This is a genomic window from Vibrio sp. VPAP30, from assembly GCF_001188205.1.
GTDB classification, from domain to species: Bacteria; Pseudomonadota; Gammaproteobacteria; order Enterobacterales; family Vibrionaceae; genus Vibrio; species Vibrio bivalvicida.
Genome location: NZ_LBLS01000013.1, coordinates 216,925 through 237,376 on the forward strand (window position 1 = coordinate 216,925; position 20,452 = coordinate 237,376).

General features: G+C 44.3%; 17 protein-coding genes. 3 read left to right on the forward strand and 14 right to left on the reverse strand.

Going from position 1 to position 20,452, the window contains the following annotated elements:
- Positions 1-86: 86 nt before the first annotated feature.
- The 4 genes from pstB to ZX61_RS02935 form a co-directional block, all read right to left on the reverse strand.
- A complete protein-coding gene (gene pstB, locus ZX61_RS02920; protein ID WP_049843214.1) occupies positions 87-836 on the reverse strand; it encodes a phosphate ABC transporter ATP-binding protein PstB in 750 nt (249 codons plus the stop codon).
- Between the two features lie 50 nt (positions 837-886).
- Positions 887-1,750 (reverse strand): phosphate ABC transporter permease PstA, encoded by an 864-nt coding sequence (gene pstA / locus ZX61_RS02925; RefSeq protein ID WP_049843442.1) that lies wholly within the window; start codon positions 1,748-1,750, stop codon positions 887-889.
- Between the two features lie 50 nt (positions 1,751-1,800).
- Positions 1,801-2,730, reverse strand: a complete 930-nt coding sequence (gene pstC, locus ZX61_RS02930) for a phosphate ABC transporter permease subunit PstC (protein WP_049843215.1) — start codon at positions 2,728-2,730, stop codon at positions 1,801-1,803.
- Between the two features lie 105 nt (positions 2,731-2,835).
- A complete protein-coding gene (locus tag ZX61_RS02935) occupies positions 2,836-3,657 on the reverse strand; it encodes a phosphate ABC transporter substrate-binding protein (RefSeq protein ID WP_049843216.1) in 822 nt (273 codons plus the stop codon).
- Between the two features lie 370 nt (positions 3,658-4,027).
- On the opposite strand from ZX61_RS02935, the gene ZX61_RS02940 reads away from it, so the two are divergent.
- Positions 4,028-5,671: a methyl-accepting chemotaxis protein gene (locus ZX61_RS02940; RefSeq protein ID WP_049843217.1), complete on the forward strand. Its 1,644-nt coding sequence runs from the start codon at positions 4,028-4,030 to the stop codon at positions 5,669-5,671.
- Positions 5,672-5,748: 77 nt separating this feature from the next.
- Here the strand turns inward: ZX61_RS02940 and ZX61_RS02945 are convergent, their stop codons facing one another.
- Both ZX61_RS02945 and ZX61_RS02950 read right to left on the reverse strand, forming a co-directional pair.
- Positions 5,749-6,732, reverse strand: a complete 984-nt coding sequence (locus tag ZX61_RS02945) for a chemotaxis protein (protein WP_049843218.1) — start codon at positions 6,730-6,732, stop codon at positions 5,749-5,751.
- Between the two features lie 148 nt (positions 6,733-6,880).
- Positions 6,881-7,846 carry an ABC transporter substrate-binding protein gene (locus ZX61_RS02950; RefSeq protein ID WP_049843219.1) on the reverse strand — a complete coding sequence of 322 codons (966 nt, stop codon included), beginning with the start codon at positions 7,844-7,846 and terminating at the stop codon, positions 6,881-6,883.
- 118 nt (positions 7,847-7,964) lie between these two features.
- Here ZX61_RS02950 and ZX61_RS02955 point away from each other — a divergent pair, with 118 nt between their 5' ends.
- Positions 7,965-9,908 (forward strand): PAS domain-containing sensor histidine kinase, encoded by a 1,944-nt coding sequence (locus ZX61_RS02955; protein ID WP_200904207.1) that lies wholly within the window; start codon positions 7,965-7,967, stop codon positions 9,906-9,908.
- An 11-nt stretch (positions 9,909-9,919) separates the two neighbouring features.
- Here the strand turns inward: ZX61_RS02955 and ZX61_RS02960 are convergent, their stop codons facing one another.
- The 7 genes from ZX61_RS02960 to rbsD all read right to left on the reverse strand — a co-directional run bounded on the left by ZX61_RS02960 (position 9,920) and on the right by rbsD (position 17,554).
- Entirely contained in the window at positions 9,920-11,464 is a 1,545-nt protein-coding gene (locus ZX61_RS02960) for a DUF3369 domain-containing protein (RefSeq protein WP_049843221.1), read from the reverse strand.
- 124 nt (positions 11,465-11,588) lie between these two features.
- On the reverse strand, positions 11,589-12,593 hold the full coding sequence (locus tag ZX61_RS02965) for a substrate-binding domain-containing protein (RefSeq protein WP_049843222.1): 1,005 nt from the start codon (positions 12,591-12,593) through the stop codon (positions 11,589-11,591).
- 29 nt (positions 12,594-12,622) lie between these two features.
- Positions 12,623-13,543 carry a ribokinase gene (gene rbsK / locus ZX61_RS02970; RefSeq protein ID WP_049843223.1) on the reverse strand — a complete coding sequence of 307 codons (921 nt, stop codon included), beginning with the start codon at positions 13,541-13,543 and terminating at the stop codon, positions 12,623-12,625.
- A gap of 142 nt (positions 13,544-13,685) precedes the next feature.
- A complete protein-coding gene (gene rbsB, locus ZX61_RS02975) occupies positions 13,686-14,564 on the reverse strand; it encodes a ribose ABC transporter substrate-binding protein RbsB (protein ID WP_004745594.1) in 879 nt (292 codons plus the stop codon).
- Between the two features lie 60 nt (positions 14,565-14,624).
- Positions 14,625-15,608 carry a ribose ABC transporter permease gene (gene rbsC, locus ZX61_RS02980; RefSeq protein WP_049843224.1) on the reverse strand — a complete coding sequence of 328 codons (984 nt, stop codon included), beginning with the start codon at positions 15,606-15,608 and terminating at the stop codon, positions 14,625-14,627.
- A complete protein-coding gene (rbsA, locus tag ZX61_RS02985; RefSeq protein ID WP_049843225.1) occupies positions 15,605-17,110 on the reverse strand; it encodes a ribose ABC transporter ATP-binding protein RbsA in 1,506 nt (501 codons plus the stop codon). Before rbsA ends, rbsC begins: the two co-directional genes overlap by 4 nt.
- Before the next feature lie 24 nt (positions 17,111-17,134).
- Positions 17,135-17,554, reverse strand: a complete 420-nt coding sequence (gene rbsD, locus ZX61_RS02990; RefSeq protein WP_049843226.1) for a D-ribose pyranase — start codon at positions 17,552-17,554, stop codon at positions 17,135-17,137.
- A 309-nt stretch (positions 17,555-17,863) separates the two neighbouring features.
- Between rbsD and ZX61_RS02995 the strand changes: the two genes are divergently transcribed.
- The gene (locus ZX61_RS02995; RefSeq protein WP_049843227.1) at positions 17,864-18,127 is read left to right on the forward strand and encodes a DUF3012 domain-containing protein; all 264 of its coding nucleotides are present in this window, start codon (positions 17,864-17,866) and stop codon (positions 18,125-18,127) included.
- 21 nt (positions 18,128-18,148) lie between these two features.
- Here the strand turns inward: ZX61_RS02995 and ZX61_RS03000 are convergent, their stop codons facing one another.
- Positions 18,149-20,437, reverse strand: a complete 2,289-nt coding sequence (locus ZX61_RS03000; RefSeq protein WP_049843228.1) for an ATP-binding protein — start codon at positions 20,435-20,437, stop codon at positions 18,149-18,151.
- Positions 20,438-20,452: the final 15 nt, after the last annotated feature.

Below are 20,452 nucleotides of genomic sequence, written 5' to 3' on the forward strand. Positions count from 1 at the left end.
ACATCTTCTAAAAGACATAAAAAAGCCCCTCATAAAGAGGGGCAAAGTACCATCGCTTATAGTTATAATATTCTCTTAGTAACTGGTTAACCGAAGTCACCGTTTACATAACCTTTAGTGCGGTCATCTTTCGGTGTACTGAAGATCACCTGAGTATCGTTGTGCTCTACAAGCTCTCCCATTAAGAAAAACGCAGTACGGTCAGAAATACGGCGCGCTTGCTGCATTGAGTGAGTGACGATGACGATTGTGTAGTTTTTCTTTAACTCTTCCATTAGCTCTTCAATTTTATGAGTTGCTATTGGGTCAAGTGCTGAGGTGGGTTCATCCATTAGGATAACATCCGGTTCCATCGCTATCGTACGAGCGATACACAGACGTTGCTGCTGACCACCAGACAAACCAAATGCATGAGACTTAAGGCGATCTTTTACTTCATCCCATAATGCGGCACCACGCAACGAGCGCTCTACTACTTCGTCGATGTGTTTTTTATCTTTGATACCTTGAGCCCGTAGACCGTACGCAACATTCTCATAGATGCTCATTGGGAATGGGTTTGGCTTTTGGAAAACCATACCAACCTTGATACGCAGATCTGCAACATCAATGTTTCCGTAGATGTCGTCACCGTCCATATCTAGACGCCCCGTTATCTTCACACCTTCAATCAGGTCATTCATTCGGTTCAAGCAGCGCAATAACGTTGATTTACCACAGCCAGATGGACCGATCAAAGCGGTAACTTGGCGCTCTGGAACTGGAAGGTTAATTGACTTAAGTGCTTGGTTTTCGCCATAAAATAGATCTAGGTTTTCAATATTAAACTTGTTCATGTTCTTAGTCTCTTAATTCTATAATTCGTGTCTAACTGTGCTGAGTAGGCTTAATACGTAGCTTTGTTAAAGCGGCTAGCAATGAACTTAGTCGCCGTATTAATCAATAAGACCACTACAATCAGCACTGTTGCTGTACCGTACGCTTGATTCCACTCTTCAATAGTGAACAGCTCGGTTGTTAGCTTATATAGATGAACCGTCAGCGTGCGCCCTGAATCGAGTAACGAATCCGGAATTCGCGCAACCATACCCGCCGTTAAAAAAACTGGTGCTGATTCACCAATAACACGACCGATACTTAGAATGACCGAAGTTAAGATACCTGGCGTCGCACTAGGTAAGATAAGGCGCCAGATGGTGTAGATTTTTGAAGATCCTAGCGCATAAGAGCCTTCACGATAAGTTTGTGGTACTGCCATAAGCGCTTCTTCCGTGGTACGAATAATCACTGGCAGAATAAGGATACTTAGTGTTAGAGCACCCGATAGAATCGAGAAACCAAGGCCAAGAATCGCAACAAAGAAAGTCATACCGAATAGGCCAAAGATGATCGATGGTATACCGGCCAGTGACTCAGTACAAAAACGGATAACCTTAACCAAACGACTACCCACTTTAGCGTACTCGGTTAAGTAGATTGCCGTCATGATGCCAAGAGGTGCGGCAACAGCAATTGAGGCGATAACCATGTATATGGTCGACACAATCATTGGGAAGATGCCTTTTTCTTCTCCAGTCGCTGTATAGTTATCGGTAATGAATGCCCAATCTACATGCTTAAGACCATTCGATAAAATGTACCAAATAATCCAGAATAGAAATCCAACCGTTAGTGCGGCAGAGGCCCACACAAATGCATTTAAGATATTGTCTTTAGTCTGACGTGCCTTTTTCAGCTTTGCTGTATCCATTTGCGAGACCTTTGATTGGCTAGGTGATTGCGATAATTGAGACATGGTCATTACCTCGCTTTCTCGCGGTTAAGGTAAAGCAGAACCGCATTCAGAGACATAATAAACACCAGTAGAACAACACCTGTTGCGTAAAGTGCGTTCGCGTGGACACCACTTGCGTAAGACATTTCAATCGCAATGTTCGCCGTTAGAGTTCGGGCAGAATCAAGGATACCTTCAGGCATCGCTGGCGCATTACCCATTACCATGATGATTGCCATGGTTTCACCAAGGGCACGGCCGATACCCAAAATCACACCGGTCATAATACCGCTTCGAGCAGCAGGTACTAACAGTTTGAAGATAGTAAAAATTTTCGAAGCGCCTAGTGCTAACGAACCTTCCTTATATGTCCTTGGTACTGCGCGAATCGAAGTTTCAGATACCGTGATAACCGTTGGAAGAATCATCACACCCAGCACGATAATACCCGCTAGAATCGTGTTACCTGCCGGAACATTGAAGATATTTTGAATCAGAGGAACGATGATAACCAGACCGAAGAAGCCGTATACGACCGATGGGATACCCGCTAAAAGCTCTACCGCAGGGCGAATAATGTCTGCCACACGTTTTGGCGCGATTTCAGCAATGTAAATCGCAGTTAGAACGCCAACTGGCACACCAACTACAACCGCACCTAAGGTTGATACCACAGAGGCAACAATCATGGTAGCAACACCATAAAGCGCCGGCGGTAACCAATCTTGGCCGAAGACGATGCCTGAAACACCCACTTCTTGGAACGCTGGGATACTTTCTTTAACAATGAAGTAAGCGATAACCGCTAGAGAGACAATACCGATAACCGCACTGGTTAAAAATAGGCCGTGAAAGATACGTTCTTTCCAATCTACACGTTTTTGGGCACGCAGACCTGACTTATTTAGTTGAGTCACTTCAGTATTCATAAGCTTTTCACTATTTGCGATGGTCATATGAAAATCTCACAGTTCGAGCTGCAAAGCAGAGTCGAAATGGATTGAAAACGCTCAGCCCGAAAAGGTGGGCTGAGCAAAGTTAGTAAGTAGGGTTAACTGATATTAGTTAACTGAGATGTAGCCTTTATTGTCTACAAGCGTTTGTGCTTCAGCAGAAACCATCCAATCTAGGAACTTCTGAGCTTCAGCTGATGGCTTGCCTTCTTTGAAAAGAACAAGGAATGGACGTGCAACTTTGTAAGAACCGTTCTTAACGTTGTTTACATTCGCAGCAACACCGTCGATTGAAAGCGCGTTTACAGAGTTATCAACTGTACCTAAAGAGATGTAGCCGATAGCGTAAGGGTTTGATGCAACCATTGTTTTTAGAGCACCGTTACCGTTTGCAACTTGAGCACGTTGAGAGATTGCAGAAACCTTCTTACCAGAGATTTTCTTCTTAAGCTTCATGATGTCTTCGAATGCACCACGAGTACCAGAAGCAGTATCACGAGTGATTGCTACGATTGGCTTATCAGCGCCACCAACATCTTTCCAGTTAGTGATGTCGCCTTTGTAAATCGCAGTTACTTGTTCAGCCGTTAGCTTGTCTAAACCATTTTTTGGGTTAACAACGACTGCGATACCATCTAGTGCAACTGTTAGTTCTTTAAGCGCAGGCTCTTTTTCAGAGTCTTTCAGGTTACGTGAAGACATACCTAAGTCGGCACTGCCGTTCTTCGCAGCTTTAACACCAGCCGAAGAACCAGGCCCTTGCACCTCGATAAATACGTTTGAGTTCGTCTTCATGTATGTTTCAGAGAAAACTTCCATCAGTGGAGTTACGCTGCTAGAACCCACAGCAGAGATCGTTTCTTTAGCAGAAACTGAAGTCACTGCCATTGCGCCTAGAAGTGCGATTGCACCGATTACTGTCTTTTTCATCACAATTTCCTTAAGTGGCTTTATTGCCGTTGTGTTTCACTTGAACGCTGCCCACTTTAGGACTCGAATATGACAGTTGTGTTTCACTTCGTTGAAGCCTGTATGACAGATGATTTTTTCTTTTCCTTCATAGGAAGAGGTATACCACTTAGATATTTTTCGGCCAGTAACTCGCGATTGACAAATTATGTAACACAATTGATTGGTTTTTAACCTGATGAAAAGATTGATATATTTAGTTGCATAACGCCTGTTCAAAGTTTGAAAAAGCGCAAGATATTTCATCATTGATTTATGAACTAAAGGAATTAGAATCACTCTCATTATAACAATAATAAATCTATTAATATTTCATCGGAGAGGACTCAAAATGCGCCAGTTACTAAACGGCTTATCTATTAAGCTGCAGGTTGTCGTACCTGTAGTATTTACTTTGCTATTACTCATCATCGGTATCACATACAGCACTAACAGCTTGAAAGCAGCTTTCAATCAGGTGACGACTTCCACCGAAAACGTGGTAGAGCACAAAGATAACCTGACCAAGATTATAGATAACACCTATGGCATGCGTATCAAGGCCATTTATAGCTTGTTCCGTGCTGAAGATGTCGCTCAGCTTCAATCAACTCTCATTGCTAAACAAAGCGATAATTTGCGTCTACTTGATTCACTACGTGAGGTCGAGGGGTTACAAAATGAAGTAAAACAAATGGAAGAAGCGATTGAAGGCTACGTGAGCTACTCAATCAACACCATGGTACCACTACTCAACTCGAAACACGGCCAGATGAGCATATCTGCGGACTTTCAACGTCAGTACGATCAAGCATCTTCTCTGTACCGTGACAAAGGCAACCTAATGGTTAAAGCCATCGAAGCACTGTCCAACAAACTTAACGCCCTTGCGATGGCTGAAGTCAAATACAATGAGCAGGTTCACTCTGGTGTAATGATGAACTCTGTTATTGGTTTAGGCTTTGTCTTACTCGGTGCATTCGCAATTAGCTGGGCGTTAGCCGGTATTATCGTCACTCCAATTCGCAAGCTGCAAAACGCAATGCAAGAGCTTGCCCAAGGTAATCTAAAGGTGACTGTTGCCGAAGAAGGTAATAACGAAATCACGGCGTTATCTAAAGATTTCAATTCAACGGTAGCTCAACTCAAAATGACGGTTGACTCACTGGTTCGCATCAGTGTCGATGTGGCATCTGCATCAACTGAACTCGCCGCTGTAATGACCCAATCCAGTGCAAATTCTGACCAAGAAAAAAACGAGGTCGAGCAAGTTGCCTCTGCGATTAACCAGATGGAAAGTACCGCCTGTGAAGTAACGCAAAATGCCAACCTTGCAGATCAAGCCTCTAGTAATGCAGATAAACTTGCGCGTGAAAGCCTTGCTATCTTTGAACAAAACACTCGTGATAGCGCGAAAATGGCCGACCAACTAGCGCTAGCAGCAAGTGTCGTAAATTCACTAAAAGACCAATCAGAGCAGATTGGTAAAGTTATCGAAGTAATTGAAAGCATTTCAGAACAGACTAACCTGCTAGCATTGAACGCTGCTATTGAAGCGGCGCGTGCTGGTGAAAGCGGACGTGGTTTCGCGGTAGTTGCAGATGAAGTACGTATGCTCGCCGCAAGAACTCAAGAGTCGACCAAAGAAATTCAAACCATTATCGAAGAGTTACAAAGCCAATCAGGCAGCGCAAATGACAGTATGGACTCTAGCCTTGCGATGCTTTCTCAAAACCAACAGCAGGCTGCTAAAGTGAGTGAAGCTTTAAGTCACATCAGCGCTTCTATTTCAGAGCTAACAACGCTCAATGCACAAGTCGCGGTCGCTTCAGAAGAGCAAGGTCAGGTAACCTCAGACATTAATAAAAACCTTGGCAATATATACGAGTTAGTAAGCCAGAATGTAACGGGCATCACTCAGTCTGCTGCTGCAAGCCAAGAACTTTCAAATTTAGCAGAGAGCCAAAAACAGCAACTGGGGTTCTTTAAAGTTTAATTACTCACGACTACTAACAATAATAAGAGGCTCCTGAAGAGCCTCTTAATTCTTAACTGGAAAATAAGAAGGTTAACCTAAGCGGTTTTACCAAAGATATACTTGTCCATCATGGTCACCATTTTACCTAACTCAGGTTTGGTGATCGTATCGTTCGCTCCCAAAGCCAGTGCTTTAGTACGATTATCCTCACTCATAAGAGATGAGAACATCACAATCGGTACGGTTGAATAAGCTTCACTGTCACGTAGGCGTTTAACTAAGTGCATGCCATCCATACGTGGCATTTCAACATCAGTAACCACACCATCAACGAACTCGCTAACTGGAAGCCCTTCTTCCTTGGCAACCTCGATTAGACTCATTAATTTATCATGAGCCTCTCCGCCGTCTTTACAAGCAATAATATTGTAACCAGCAGAACTCAGGGTATCTTGAATCATAGAACGTATAAATGCAGAATCATCCACTACCATGATCGTTTTCGCATTTCGCTTAGTCACCATACGCTGATTTAAATCGACACTCTTGTCTAAAGTAACGTCGTATTTTTCCATACTCAGCTCTGGGTTGATATCTGCGATAATCTTTTCGAAATCGAGAATCATGATCAGGTTGCCATCTTTACGTACTACAGCAACAACACAATCTTGCTCTCCCGCTTCCAAGAACTGGCTTGGTGATTCAACATCATTCCAAGAGATTCGGTGAATACGGCTAATACTGTCAATCAAAAAACCATTAGTCATGTTGTTAAAGTCAGTGACAATCACAAACTTCTTATCTGTGTTTTTCGAAGTCGGAACACCTAACCAGCCAGCAAGATCGACCAACGGGGTCAAGATGTCACGTGATGAAAACACACCCACCATGTGAGGCTGCGCATTTGGGTAATCCGTTGTATCAGGTACTTGGATAACCTCTCTCACCTTAGCGACGTTGATACCGTAATAGCACGTCTTTTTGCTGCCATCAGGCAGTTCCTTAACCAAATGAAACTCAATAATTTCAAGTTCATTGGTACCACTTTCCGTTAAAATCGTACTGGTTGATCCGCTCATAATTCTACTTTCTTAGTTTGATCACTTTATATTATCGTCATCAATTACAAATTCTTTTGCTCTTTTTATCTGTAATCCCGTGATTTGTAAATCAATTGCTCCGACACAGTTCAAACTTCTCCGCATAGATGCCCAAACCAGTGACAAATTAATCAATTGAGTCCCAATATGAAGGCAAAGTCAAATCCCATCGCATTCGCTCTGGCTCAGAATAGATCGCTTTACCTTGATTACCTGTTACGATCGGGATTGGTTTGTTGTGTCCATGTTCAATAATCTGATTCACTAACTTGGCTGCTTGCTCTCCTTGGCTATAGCCAAATAACACTACACCGCCCATTGCTTTGTTTTTGCCCACAGCGAAATCCCAAAAGGCAAAAATCGGTAGCTCAGAGTGCTGATTGGTCCAATTAATCACTTGCTCTGCGGGAACATTATTACCTTGTGCATCAACAAGCGTTTGATATAGTCCAACGATGATCACCGTGAACTCATCCTGCTTAGCCCCAAGAACTTGACCCTGCCACTCTTCTTGGGTGGTAATCGCCTGGCTATCGACCTCAATGCCGAGGTTGTCTCTTATCAAGGTATATTGCTTGTCGATGTAGCTTTTGGCTATCTGAGAAGTCACTCCTGAATCAAACAGAATCTTTACTTTAAAGTTCTGAACATCAAATAGTTTGTCTAGCTCCCCTAACGATTTGGTAAACAAAGGGCGCTCTAATACCCCTGTTACTTTGGCCTGACCACGATATTTTGACAGTAACTTTCTCGGGTTGGAATTTATGCCTAAGAACACAATTGAAATCGGCTCATTAAATAGCTTCGGCAACATAAAGGATAATGCATTATCATCACCTAAGATGACAATGTTGGGCTGATACTCTTGGTATTTTACATACGCTTGGTCTGCTTTTTCTGCGTAGTCAGCCTTAGGAACACGTTTGGTATCCATCTGAAAAGTGTCGAACTCAACGGTGTCGATCAGTGTCGAGGTTATCCCTTCAACATAGCTCTGATCCCAAGGATACTCGGAGTGATAGCTCTCAATCAGTAAAACTTTTGTAGCAAATGCTGGGGACGAAAAAATAAGGCAAAGCAATATCCATCGCATCAGTCTTTCCTCTCGCTTTTCTTTTAGTGTAGTTGCCTTAGCTAAACTCTCCACTCGCTTTCCGCATCAAACAACATTTGAACGTCTATACTCAAAAATAAACTTTCGAATTAATGCCATGACTCGTAGTAAAGACATAGAAGATAGCCAAAACAGTCCTTTATACAGCCGGATCGGGCGGCGAATCATTCTTATCATGGTTTTACTTAGCGGCTTAATTACTGTTTTTACCACGTTACTGCAATTATCGTGGGACTACAGGAAAGAGTTCGATACCGTTAAACAGCGTCAATTTGAGATACGCGATATACACGCTCCAATCATTGCCTCTTCAGTTTGGGACTTTGACCTTTTAATTCTTCAGCAAGAGATTGATGGCTTGGTGAACTTGCCGAGAGTGGACTATCTCAGAGTCGAAAGTGGCGGCTACACTTTTGAAGCTGGCACAGAAGTCATCGAAAACGCAATCACCAAAAAGTATCCTTTGATATACAAGCATCCAAATACTTCGCGCGTTGAGGAAATCGGTCATATTTACGTTCAGTCTGATGCACAAGAGATCTACGACTACCTGATCTGGCAAGCAGTTTACACCCTACTTCTCAATGCAGGTAAGACGTTACTGGTGTGTTATCTGGTGTTGATGGTATTCCATCGCAGTGTCAATCAAAGGATCTTCGCAATCGCTAAGTACCTTCGTAAATACAACCCGCGCCACCCCGCCGATCCTTTGGAACTTGAACATCAAGCTTGGATCTCTGAAAAGGATGACGAGTTGGACTGGCTTGCCGAAGAAGCCAATAAAATAACCAGTAACGTCACTCGTCTATATGACAATATCAAGCAAGAGCAAGAGCGCCTTAAAGAGTTCGCCCACGTCTCTTCAGACTGGCTATGGGAGACTGATGAGTTAGGGCATCTTGTTTATTGTTCAGATAGCATGAGAGAAGCGCTTGGCATAGACAACATCAGTAAACCAGTAATGAATCAGCTTTCGGCTTTAGAGCATTGTGCGTCACTGCATGAAAAACTCCGCCAACGAAGCACCTTTTCAATGTGTGAAGAGACCATCACACTCAACTGCATTACCCAATATTTGCTTTTTCAAGCCAAAGCGCGTTATGAAAGTGATCGTTTCCTTGGGTTTCGCGGCACTGCCATCAATATAACCGAATTGAAGCTGACTCAGATTGAACTTGAAGAGCTTAACCAGAACTTAGAACACACAGTGGCCACACGTACCTTAGATTTAAAACAAAGCATGGAGCAATTGAGGCATACCCAAGAACAACTGGTCGAATCAGAAAAGCTCGCCGCTCTTGGAGGGCTAGTCGCTGGTGTTGCCCATGAAGTCAATACTCCGTTGGGAATCGCAGTCACTGCTACCTCGGTGATTCGTGACATCACCCAAGAAGCTAACCAAGCCTTCACCAATCAAACCCTAACAACCGATCAATTTAAATCGATCATGGAAAGAATGTCAGACAGCAGCACTATGCTCGAACACAATCTCAATAGAGCAGCGAAATTGATTAGAGACTTCAAACAAACCGCTGTCGATCAAGTGTCTGAAAGTCGTAGCCATTTTCAGGTGTATCAAGTGTTAGATGCCCTCATCGCTAGCTTACATCCTGAAACGCGAAAAGTGCCTGTGGTTCCTGAACTGAAAGGCGATACCGAGTTGGCGATGAATAGCCTCCCAGGAGTGCTCACTCAAGTAATCTCAAACCTTATTATGAACAGTATTAATCACGCGTTCAATGAACAGACCACACCAAGTATTTCGATCCAGTTCCACCAAGAAGAGGACATGATGATGATTGAATACTGCGACAACGGGAGTGGTATAGAGGCGTCTTTACATCAGAAAATTTTTGAACCTTTCTTTACGACCAAACGTGGTAAAGGAGGGTCTGGCTTGGGATTAAATTTAGTCTTTAATCTAGTGAAACAGAAACTTATGGGAGAACTTAGCTTTAACTCTGAACCTGGCAAAGGGGTTCGATTCGAGCTAAAACTACCAATAAATTTGCCAACAAATGATGTTCCTGACCACCATTGAGATTACACCATTTAATCAGGCAAGGAGTTGCGTATTTCGATGAACTCTTCCCAATGGCCAATGAGCAAATCAACAAGCTGCGGCTGAAAATGTGCCCCTTTTTGCTTCAGTATCTCGGCGCGAATGTCCTCATCGCTCCACGGTTCTTTATAACTTCTCTTAGCACCAAGTGCGTCAAAAACATCGGCTAGTGCGGCAATACGTCCGCTAATGGGGATATCTTCGCCTTTAAGCCCGTTGGGGTAACCTGAGCCATCCCACTTTTCATGGTGATAAGCAGCAATCTCTTTTGCCATGACAATTAAGCGGCGTTTGGAGCGGCTCAATATCTCAACACCATAATCGACATGCTTCTTCATAATCTCCCACTCTTCTGCATCGAGTTTCCCGGGCTTATGAAGAATGGAATCAGGAACAGCTACTTTACCCACATCATGCAGTGGAGAAGCGTGTTTAAGCATCCCGGCTTCATGTTCATTTAGACCATACAGCAAGGCTAGTTTTTCACAGATTAAAGAAACCCGTTGAACATGCGCGCCGGTTTCTCGGCTTCTTGCCTCTACCGCGTTAGCCAAGTTGTACACCAACTCTTTCGACGTTTCCTTTATATCCAGTAGCAAGCTCAAGTTCTCAAAGGTCAAACCGATATTCTGCATATAGATTTCGAGCAGTTGAACATCTAACTCGGACAAATCTTTATGGAAGTTCACATACAATAAGCTATCAACACCCTGATCGTCGCTAGTATATAGGATAAACGCGTCACCGAAATGTTGCGAATGTCCTTGGTCCAATACCTGCAGACATCGCTCAGCGACATCATCCGGTAACTTGTTAAATGCACATTCGCTGTAACAATCTACATAATCGCCCGTAGCCGCCAACGTAAGAGCGCGTGTGACCTCTCCATTCGGACGCGGTTTAACAACACAATAAAAGGCTGACTTTTCAAGCTGAAGTAACGAGGTGAGTTGCTCCAAAACCGAGGCAGCGTAAGCTTGTAACGTTGTGGTATTTTGAACTTTCGCCGAGGACTCGATGACTTTTTTGAGACCCGACTTCTGCTGATTAATCAGACACAAATCACGGTATGAGCGAAGCATCGAATAAAGCAGGGTTTTAAGCTTCTGGGTCGTCAATTCGGTTTTTTCTTTATAGTCATCAATTTCGTATTCACGGATAACAATATCTTCTGGAGCCTGCCCTGCTTGCCCAGTGCGCAAAACAACTCGCATCAAGCTGTTACCTAAATCTTCACGAATGTATTTCACTAACTCTAACCCTGCATGCTCTGTTTCCATCACAACATCAACCAGTGCTAAAGCTATATCGTTATGCTGTTGACAAATAATCTTGGCTTCTTGCGCAGAGTACGCTGAGATTAGGTTGAGTTGACGACCTTCGAACGAAAAGCCAGACAATGCCAAACGAGTCACTTGATGCATTTGAACATCATCATCCACCAACAATACTAGCCACGGTTCAGAGGGAATAGTCTCATTGGCCGGGTTATCCTCCGGACTTTCTTGCTGTCTTTTGTCGGCAAACAACTCCATGTAGTACCTAATATAGCAAATGAGTTCATTCTTTAGGTTTAGCACAAATTTGCAAATACTTACTACTTACTCACTAAGCAAATGATTATTCCACTGCTCAGTATAGTGGAACTAAATAGGTGAGTTAGCTAAGCTGAGCAACCGTAGATCGCTTAACTAAGGTCGGCTCTAGCTGCACCACTTGGGTATCTGTACTGCTGCCATCCAGCTTCTTGAGTAAAGCTTCTACTGCTGCTTTCCCTAAGCGGTACTTGGGCTGATGTATCGTAGATAAAGATGGGCTCATAAATTTTGCAATGTGGATGTCATCATAACCAATGATGGAGAGATCTTGGGGGATACGAATACCTTGTTCGTTAGCTGCGTTGATCACCCCCATCGCCATCATGTCATTGCATACAAAGATCGCACTGGGTAGTGGTCCTTTCGCCACCATTTTGTTAAAGGCATCATAGCCACCTTCACACTCGAAGTCCGACTCTATGATCCAATTAGCTTTAAACACAAGTCCGGCCTCGTTCAGAGCCCGTTTATATCCTTCATAACGCATTTGAGCTTGGTGTTTGACCAATGGACCAGTGATACAACCAATCTGTTTATGACCAGACTCGATTAAATGCTTCGCCGCTAGATAACCACCGCGCAATGAGTTGTCTTGAATCTTGTCACTGGTAAACAGCATCGGCCCCCAATCCATAACAACGACTGGAATGTCTTGGTATTGCTCAAAGACTTCTAAACGCTCACCTTCGAGTGAAGAGCACATCAAGATCAAGCCATCGACACGTTTTTGCAGCAAGGTATTGATCGACTCACGCATCCGTTCGTGATCGCCCTCTGTATTACACAGGATCAGGCTATAACCTTGTTGATAGCAACTGCGCTCCACCCCTTTTACCACTTCACCGAAAAACGGGTTAGTCGAGGTGGTCACCAGCATGCCGATGGTTTTAGTTCGATTGACTTTAAGGCTGCGAGCTAATGCAGACGGGCGGTAGTTTAACTCACGGGCGGCATTATTGACGCGCTCAGAGATTTCTTCACTGACGAAACGAGATTTATTGATGACATGGCTCACCGTAGAGGTCGATACACCCGCAACTCTTGCGATATCTTTCATTGTCGCCATGTCATTCTCTCCTTGCTTGTGGCTAGACGTTAGCTTTGCTCTGCTAAGAAGGCATCGACTTCTTCTCGCGACGGGATGGATGTCTGAGCACCAAAACGCGTCACAGAGATAGCCGCTGCTGCATGAGCAAATTTGATCGCTGATTCTAAAGGTAAATCTTCGAGCAGACCAGTGACCAATGCCCCATTAAAGGTATCTCCTGCTGCGGTTGTGTCTGTGGCATCAACCTTAAAGCCAGGAATTAACTCTCCGCGGCCATTTTGACTCAGCCATACCCCTTTCGCGCCAAGGGTAATCATGACGATTTCGATCCCTTTACGATGTAATTCGTTCGCCGCTTCTTGCGCACTATCGTTATCCGTCACGGTAATCCCAGTAAGCACTTCCGCTTCTGTTTCATTTGGCGTAATAACATCGACACAGGCGAGCAGTTCATCCGAAAGTGGACGAGCCGGTGCAGGGTTTAAAATCACATTGGTACGCGATTCTTTGGCCACTTTGGCCGCTTTTTCTATACCACAAATCGGCGTTTCTAATTGCGTCAGCAGGTACTTTGCCGAACGAATCTGCTCTAAATCTGACTCAATCGCATCAGCGGTCAGTTTTGCATTCGCTTCTGCAGAAATACAGATGCTGTTTTCACCGCTATCGGCAACCTGAATCATTGCAATACCGGTTGGGCAGTTTGGCTCCATTTTAACGCCGGCAATGTTGATGTTATCCATCTTGAAGTTTTCGCGAATGTTGATACCAAACGCATCATCACCGACACAAGCAATGAAGCCGATATCCGCATTTAATCTTGCAGCCGCTACGGCTTGGTTTGCCCCTTTACCACCAGGAATAACTTGATAGCTTCGACCATGTAACGTCTCGCCAGGGCGAGGGAAAGAAGGCACTTGAAGAACATGGTCAGCGTTAACACTACCTAAAACCACTAACTTATTCATAAGGTAATCCTCGGCTCGCTAGAGCCACTTATATGTGAACAGGAGTAATAGCGATGGACTCTGTAAAAAAGCGCATGGCTATTCGCCCTTCTCCCCTAAACGACAGACATAAACGGGGAGAAGGACAAAATTGGCTAACTCACTACTTAGTGATAACTTTCAGCGGTACCGGGATGTACTCTTCTACTTGAGAACCTTTCAGTACTTTGTCAGCAGTTTCGATACCAAGTGCGCCGATAAGATCTGGCTGCTGAGCGATAGTTGCAGATAGCTTGCCGCGGTTAACCGCTGCGATGCCGTCATCTGTGCCATCGAAGCCAACGATCATCACATCTTTACCCGATGCTTGAACTGCGCGCAGAGCACCTAGAGCCATCTCATCATTCTGAGCAAATACCGCTTGCACATCTGGGTTAGCCGCTAGCAGGTTTTCCATTACGTTAAGACCTTTAGTACGGTCGAAGTCCGCAGGTTGGCTCGCAAGAACGTCCATTTCACTTCCTTTAACCGCATTCATAAAGCCTTCACCACGCTCGCGTGCCGCTGAAGTACCCGCAATGCCTTCCAGTTGAATAACTTTCGCTTTCATACCCACTTTTTCAACGATGTAGTTACCCGCCATTTCGCCGCCAACAACGTTGTCAGAAGCAATGTGGCTCACCACTTCACCACGGCTCGCACCACGGTCTAGAGTCAGTACTGGGATGTTAGAACGGTTTGCCATACGAATCGCATTAGATACTGCATCTGAATCCGTTGGGTTGATTAGAATTGCCTTAACGCCACGGATAGTCAGGTCTTCAATGTTTGACAGCTCTTTGCTTGGGTCATTTTGCGAGTCTAGTACGATTAGGTCATAACCTAACTCTTTTGCCTTTGCTTCAGCACCATCTTTCATCGTAACGAAGAAAGGGTTGTTCAGCGTAGACAGTACGATTGCCATCGTGTCCTGAGCTTGCGCTGAAACAGAAACGGTTGACGAAAGTAGTGCAGCAGAGATAAGAGTCGTTAGTTTTTTCATTTTCTCAGTCCTTGTGTAGGGTGAGCCAAGACACGTCACTTGGCTCGATTTAGTTATGATTTACTTGTTTTTGTTGTCTACCAGTACCGCAAGTAGAATTACCACTGCTTTAGCGATCATTTGGTAGTAGGAGGAAACGTCGAGTAGGTTTAGGGCGTTATTTAAGAAGCCGATAATCAGCGCACCGATCAGTGTGCCCATGATGCGGCCCTTACCACCCATTAAGCTGGTACCACCAAGTACTACCGCTGCAATCGCATCTAGCTCGTAGCCCATACCCGCGGTTGGCTGTGCTGAAGAAAGGCGTGATGTCACGATGATACCTGCCAATGCAGCGAGAAGACCACAGATTGCGTAGACACCGATTTTCACACGGTCAACGTTAATACCAGATAGTCGCGTGGCAGATTCGTTACCGCCTAGAGCGTATACGTATCGGCCAAAACGAGTGTGGTTGAGTAAATACCATACGGCAGCAAAGACAAACACCATCAGCCAGACTGGAACTGGAATACCTAGAGCGTAGCCAGTTCCAAACCATGCAAATGCATCAGCGGTATCTGTAAAACCCGTTGAGATTGGTCGACCGTCGGTGTAAACCATAGTTACACCGCGTAGAAGCGTCATGGTAACCAAAGTCGCTATAAAGGCCTGAACCTTACCCTTAGCGATAATAATGCCGCTAATTGCACCTAGAGCGGCACCCGCAAGCAGAGCAGTTGGCACCGCAATAAGCACTGGCACTTCCATTGCAATCAAACTTGCAGCAAATGCGCCACACAGCGCCAACACTGAGCCAACACTAAGATCGATACCCGCGGTCAAGATAACCAGTGTCATACCGACTGCAATGATCGCGTTAACCGATGTCTGGCGCAGAATGTTGAGTATGTTATCGACCGTAAAAAAGTTGGGATTCAAGAATGACACGACAACAATCAGGAACAAGAGTGCTATCAGTGATTTTTGTTCAATCAACCACTCTTTGCTAAACAGTTTCTTGCTGTGTGTTTCCGTTGGTTTGCTCATGGTATTAGTACTCATGCTGCTTCCTCATTAATCTTTTTGCCTACGGCACAGGCGAGTAGTTTTTCTTGATCGGCGTCTTTTGCATCAAACTCGCCGCTGATTCGACCTTCATGCATAACGAGGATGCGGTCGCTCATGCCTAACACTTCTGGCATTTCCGATGAGACAAGAATGATACTCATGCCATCGGCTTTAAATTTGTTTATCAGTTGATATATCTCTTTTTTCGCACCGACATCGACTCCACGAGTCGGCTCGTCTAAAATCAGCACTTTTGGTTTGGTCATTAGCCCTTTAGCAATCGCAACTTTTTGCTGATTACCACCGGATAGATTGCCAATAATTTGGTCACGGGTTGGTGTTTTGATGTTGAATAGCTTGATAAAGTCTTCAACGGCTACCACTTCTTCACCATGCTGAATACGTCCACCTTTGGTCAGCTTATCGAGCGCGCACAGAGACATATTCTCTTTGACCGAAAGCCCCAGCACTAAGCCATCTCCTTTACGGTCTTCAGATATATAAGCAATACCATTGGCGAGCCCATCTTGCGGGCTGACTGGGTTAATGGTTTTGCTATCGAGATTAATCACGCCCCGCTCACTAGGTAGCGCGCCGTAGATCACCTTCATTAGTTCAGTACGACCTGCGCCCATCAAACCTGATACACCCAGAATCTCGCCGCGTTTAAGAGTAAAGCTGACGTCTTGAACACCAGAACCTGTCAGGCCAATGACTTCTAGGCAGGTTTCACCATGGCGAGCGTCAATGCGTGGATACTGCTCATCAAGCTTGCGACCCACCATCATCTCGATAAGGCCATCTTCATCGGTATCTGAAACTAAGCATTCACCAATAAACTTTCCGTCACGAAGCACGGTAATGTCATCGCAAACTTCAAAGATTTCTTTAAGACGGTGAGAGATGTAAACAATGCCACAGCCTTGCTCACGAAGCTCATTGATCACTTTAAACAAAGATTCGGTTTCGGTATCCGTTAAGGCATCGGTCGGCTCATCCATAATGATGACCTTAGATTCAAATGACAGCGCTTTAGCGATTTCTACCATTTGTTGTTCACCCAAACTGAGATCACCTAACAAGGTTTTCGAGCTATGCTTGACGTTCAGACGCGCGAGTAACTTGTCCGCTTCATCGTACATCTTGCCCCACTGAATACCGCCGAATGCACTAGTAAATTCGCGGCCTAGAAAGATGTTCTCGGCTATGGTTAGCTCAGGAATAAGGTTCAGCTCTTGGTGAATGATGCTTATCCCAGCCTCTTGTGATTCTCTTGGACCTTTGAAGGCCGCAGCTTCAGCTTGGTAATGAATAGTCCCGCTGTCTTTGGTGTAAATACCCGTCAGAACTTTCATTAACGTCGACTTGCCTGCACCGTTCTCACCCATCAGCGCCATTACGCGTCCTGGATACACATTGAGGCTCGCTTTATCCAAAGCTTTAACACCAGGAAATGCCTTCTCAATCGAGCTTAGTTGAAGAATGGCTTGAGTCATAATTCTTCCCTACTGTCCTGCGGCTTAAAAAACCACACCTGCTTGAAATATAACGTTCGCATAAGGTGTACATTCACCAGTGCGCACGACGGCTCGGCTCTGTTCGGTTCTCGCTTTAAATTCTTCATGCGCAATGTAAGTCACCGAAATTTGCTTACCACTTAGCTCACTTTCGGTTGCCAGCTCTTTAACCAGCGCCTCATGATGAGCGGGGCTCACCTTGGCAAACTCCTCCGCGATTATGACACCTTCGATCTGAGATTCAGTCAAAAGCGCTCGCACTGTCTCTAGAAATGAAGGAACACCATGTGTCAGTGCTAAATCAATGCGTTGCACCTCATCAGGGATAGGTAAACCCGCATCGCAAATAGTGATTTCATCGGTATGGCCCAATGTCGCCACCAAATACGAAAGTTCTGAATTTATTAGGGTACTTTTCTTCATCTCATCGACCTTCCAATAATACGTTTATCGTACGGCGAGTCTTTATTTCTCTATTTAGTTGGTTATTGAGAAAACACTCATCGAAACGTTTCGATAGCATAATAGTCCGTCACTTTAGAATTTCGAGACTCGATTTTATAGAGTGTGAAATTGATCCGCTTTGCTAGTGACTATTCTCTTTTCAAAGTGATTCAGATCACCCATCGAAACGTTTCGACACACCACGTCCTATACTATTTTAAGAGCCAATGACAAATTGCATGCCCAGTTTAGGTATAATGTGAGCTTGGATAATATGTGGAATTTAATATGAGAAAGATCGCTTTTTCTTTCGTTGCTCTTATAACGCTTAGTGCCTGCCAAGCTGAGGTAGGAACTCAAACTTGGTGCGACGAAATGACTGACAAACCCAAAAGTGAGTGGAACGCTCAGGGCGCGGTAGACTACGCTAAGCACTGTGTACTGCAAGATGCTGTAGGCAGTGAATCGTGGTGCAATGACTTAGAAGATAAGCCAAAGGCTGATTGGAGCGCTAACGACGCAACTGGTTACGCCAAGCATTGTGTATTCTAAACACCACTTAGCGAGCATTTGCTACAAAACAGATGCTCGCCCCTCAAGATCAATTCTATTTTCAAGTGTGATTGTAAATTTCGTGCCTTCACCTAGAGCGCTTTCCAGTTCAATGCTTGCCCGTAGTTTTTGGGTGCATATATTGTAAACCATATGCATCCCTAGTCCTGTTCCTCCTCGTGCTCTTAGTGTGGTGAAAAAAGGCTGAAAAATCTTAGATTGGCCTTCTTCACTAATCCCTCTACCGTTGTCTTCGACTTTGATCGTTGTGTGTGTTTTATCTTGTCTAGCAATTAGCTTTACCTCTCGACTCAGAGACTGAGACTCCGTAAATGCATGAAGAGCACAGTTGGTCATAAGCTCTTCAAGCACACAGGCTAACGATATGGGTGCTACGTATACTCTTAACTTTTCATCACAATCGATTTGCGCGGACACTTGATGCTCCTCGAGTAACTCTTCTGTATGAGTGACAACGTCTTTAAATAACCGTGTTAACTCAACCAACTGAGGTTCTTCTACCGTCATTTTTTGATCAACACTTTTTAGCTTACTGACTAACTCCACTGAGCGGTTGATATTCGAAATTAGCATTTCCATGCATTGATTAGCGATGGATAAGAATTCATTAAGATCATCTTGAGAAATGGTCTTATCTCTAAAACTTGTTTGAATCGAAGACAAACGTTCATTTAATATGGACAAACTCGTGACGGATACGCCTAATGGAGTATTTAGCTCATGTGCAACGCCGACAACCATTCCACTTAACGCAGACATTTTTTCTGCTTCCATTAACTGGTCTTGAGTACGTTTGAAGCGCTCAATCAAAGTATATAGTGAATGTGTGTCTTCCTTTGAAGTCTGCTTTTGTAATTGCCCTTCGATATCATCTATCAATGAACGAAGCCCACTAATCATAGTTTTTAGTGAGTTAGACATGATGTCTCTATCACTACTTGGGGTGATATCCAAGTTTTCAAGATTCCCTTTGGCAACTTGGTGTAGTACATCAATGTTGCTTTCTAGTCGATCGAGCAATTTATTGAACGCAATCGCCACATCCCCTGCTTCTGTGCCAAATTCTATAGGCACGCGACGAGAATAATCTCCATATTGGCTGATTTGTTCGATGGTGCTTACCGTATCAAGCCAACTCATCCTCACACCATGTTCGCTAACATTAAGACCCATTGCTTCTTCTTGCTCTGTGACTCTATCTAAACTCATTTTTCTCAACACTAGAAATATCGCGATAGCGTTTAGGGCAGACCAAGTAATGACCATTGCCAAGCCTACCATTTGGATGGCAATCTGAGCGCCTATTTCGTTTGGGAGTAACCATCCTACTTTAAGTCCGGTGTATAAGGTTCCGACAATCCCACAAAAAAGATGAACAGGGATAGCACCAACCGGATCATCGACCTTAGCTTTAATCAATACACGGTCACCTAAAATGATACAGGAAGAAGCAAACACGCCTAACAACAGTAAATCGACCATTCCCATGATATCTGCACCAGCGGTGACGATCACCAAGCCCCCCAGAACACTATTAAGTACAACAAACACAGGAACATGACGGTGATGATGTAACCAGAACAAAGTAGTACACCCCGCGATAGCACCGCATACCAGCGTATTAAATAGTACTTTCGGAACTCGTTGATCGAATGTATATAAACTTCCACCATTAAACCCTAACCAAGCAAATAGCATCAGAAATACACCCAAGGTGACCAAGGTATGACTATAGGAAGGGATCTCTCTCACCGACTTTTTGTCGAAACGCCCCTTCCTTGGCCCAACAATGATTGTTCCAACTAGGCCAATCATTCCTCCAACCACATGCACCGTTGTGCCACCAGCGAAGTCATAAAAACCACTGGAGTTTAACCACGAGCTTGGATTCCAAGTCCAAAAGGCGACGATGGGATAGGTAATCAACGCAATGATCAATGAGGTGTAAATGTAGCCTTTGTAACTCATACGCTCTGCAACACAGCCAGATACAATCGTCGCAGCAGTGGTCACAAACATCACGTTAAAAAGGATTTTTGGCAGAAACTCCGGCGCCATAGAAATTGTAGAAAAAGAGAACAGACTTTCGCCCTGACTAAGGTGAAACCCAAATACTACATAAGCCACCGTCACAACGATAAAGTCAGCGAGATTTTTCATCGCGACATTAACTGAGTTTTTAGCGCGTACACTGCCAGTCTCGATCAGAGTAAACCCAGCCTGCATAAACAAGGCAATACAGGTACACCCTAGCAACCAGAGCAATGAAATAAGCTCTTTGTCTGCCATTCCACACCTAATGGT